This is a genomic window from Limosilactobacillus pulli (assembly GCF_947381555.1).
Classification (GTDB): Bacteria; Bacillota; Bacilli; order Lactobacillales; family Lactobacillaceae; genus Limosilactobacillus; species Limosilactobacillus pulli.
Genome location: NZ_CANCWQ010000083.1, coordinates 1 through 475, shown reverse-complemented (window position 1 = coordinate 475; position 475 = coordinate 1). Strand labels below are relative to the sequence as shown.

Here is a 475-nt window from a genome sequence, read left to right as displayed (position 1 = left end):
GACAACAGAAACAAATCGGTGAAAAACTACATTTTTAAACCGGTGAAATCCTACATTTTAAAATCGGTGTTGACATCATCAGTAACATCTAATTTAATTGGTGTAACACCATACTGCTTTAAAGCCGCCATCTTTTTCAGACGCCGTGCCGCACCGTAAGCTCGATTGCCTTGCTGTGCTAGAGTCTTTGCTGTCTTAAAATCCATTCCGCTGTTGGCACCCGTTACCAAGATCACTTTGCTGCTAATAATTAATCTTCCATTTGTTTAACTCGTATTTGATGACCTTAGTATATCTGGAGTTGATGGATTTCCGAACATCATAAAGCACCATTGTAATATCAAATGATGCCATTTTAGAGTTTGCTAGTTTAAGAGCCCTTTATTCTTAATTATTAGATACGTCAATTGCTAGTTTGTAACATTCCAAATTTTGCTAGATTATTCGTCATGACAAGTGCCTCGATCTGTGCTTG

At 37.5% G+C, this 475-nt stretch carries 1 protein-coding gene; it reads right to left on the bottom strand.

Annotated elements, in window-relative coordinates; translation table 11 throughout:
- Nucleotides 1-50: 50 nt before the first annotated feature.
- Complete coding sequence (locus tag QOS03_RS09260; RefSeq protein ID WP_283576195.1) at nt 51-236, bottom strand: hypothetical protein; 186 nt, start codon at nt 234-236, stop codon at nt 51-53.
- Between the last annotated feature and the right edge of the window lie 239 nt (nt 237-475).